At 68.0% G+C, this 478-nt stretch carries 1 protein-coding gene; it reads left to right on the top strand.

The window, feature by feature from the left end; genetic code table 11:
* Positions 1–478 (top strand): isoaspartyl peptidase/L-asparaginase (locus tag M3223_RS23850; protein ID WP_251566265.1); only part of this gene is annotated, 478 nt, incomplete at both ends.

Raw genomic sequence — 478 nt, 5'->3', positions numbered from 1 at the left:
CTGCAGCGCGCGCTGGCCAGCGACGAGATGGTGCTGGATCACGACGGCGCGGCGAAATCGGACGACCCGCTCGATCCCGACCGTAAATTCGGCACCGTCGGCGCGGTGGCGATCGATGCGGAGGGCAACCTTGCCGCCGCCACCTCGACCGGCGGCATGACCAACAAACAGGCGGGCCGCGTCGGCGTCTCGCCGCTGCCGGGCGCAGGCTGCTACGCCAGCAACGATACGGTGGCGGTCTCCTGCACCGGCACGGGTGAAGTCTTTATTCGCACCCTGGCGGCCTACGATATTGCCGCGCAGATGCGCTACGGCGGCCATTCGCTGCAGCAGGCGTGCGTTAACGTCATCCACGACGCCATTCCCGAGCTGGGCGGCAGCGGCGGCCTGATCGCCATCGACCGCTTCGGCAACGTGGCGCTGCCGTTCAATAGCGAAGGCATGTACCGCGGCGTAGCGCGCGTGGGCGAAGAGATTG

The organism is Paenibacillus pasadenensis (assembly GCF_023715725.1).
Lineage (GTDB): Bacteria > Bacillota > Bacilli > Paenibacillales > Paenibacillaceae > Paenibacillus_O > Paenibacillus_O pasadenensis_A.
The sequence above is the reverse complement of the archived record's forward strand: the minus strand, read 5'-3'. Positions and strand labels throughout refer to the sequence as shown.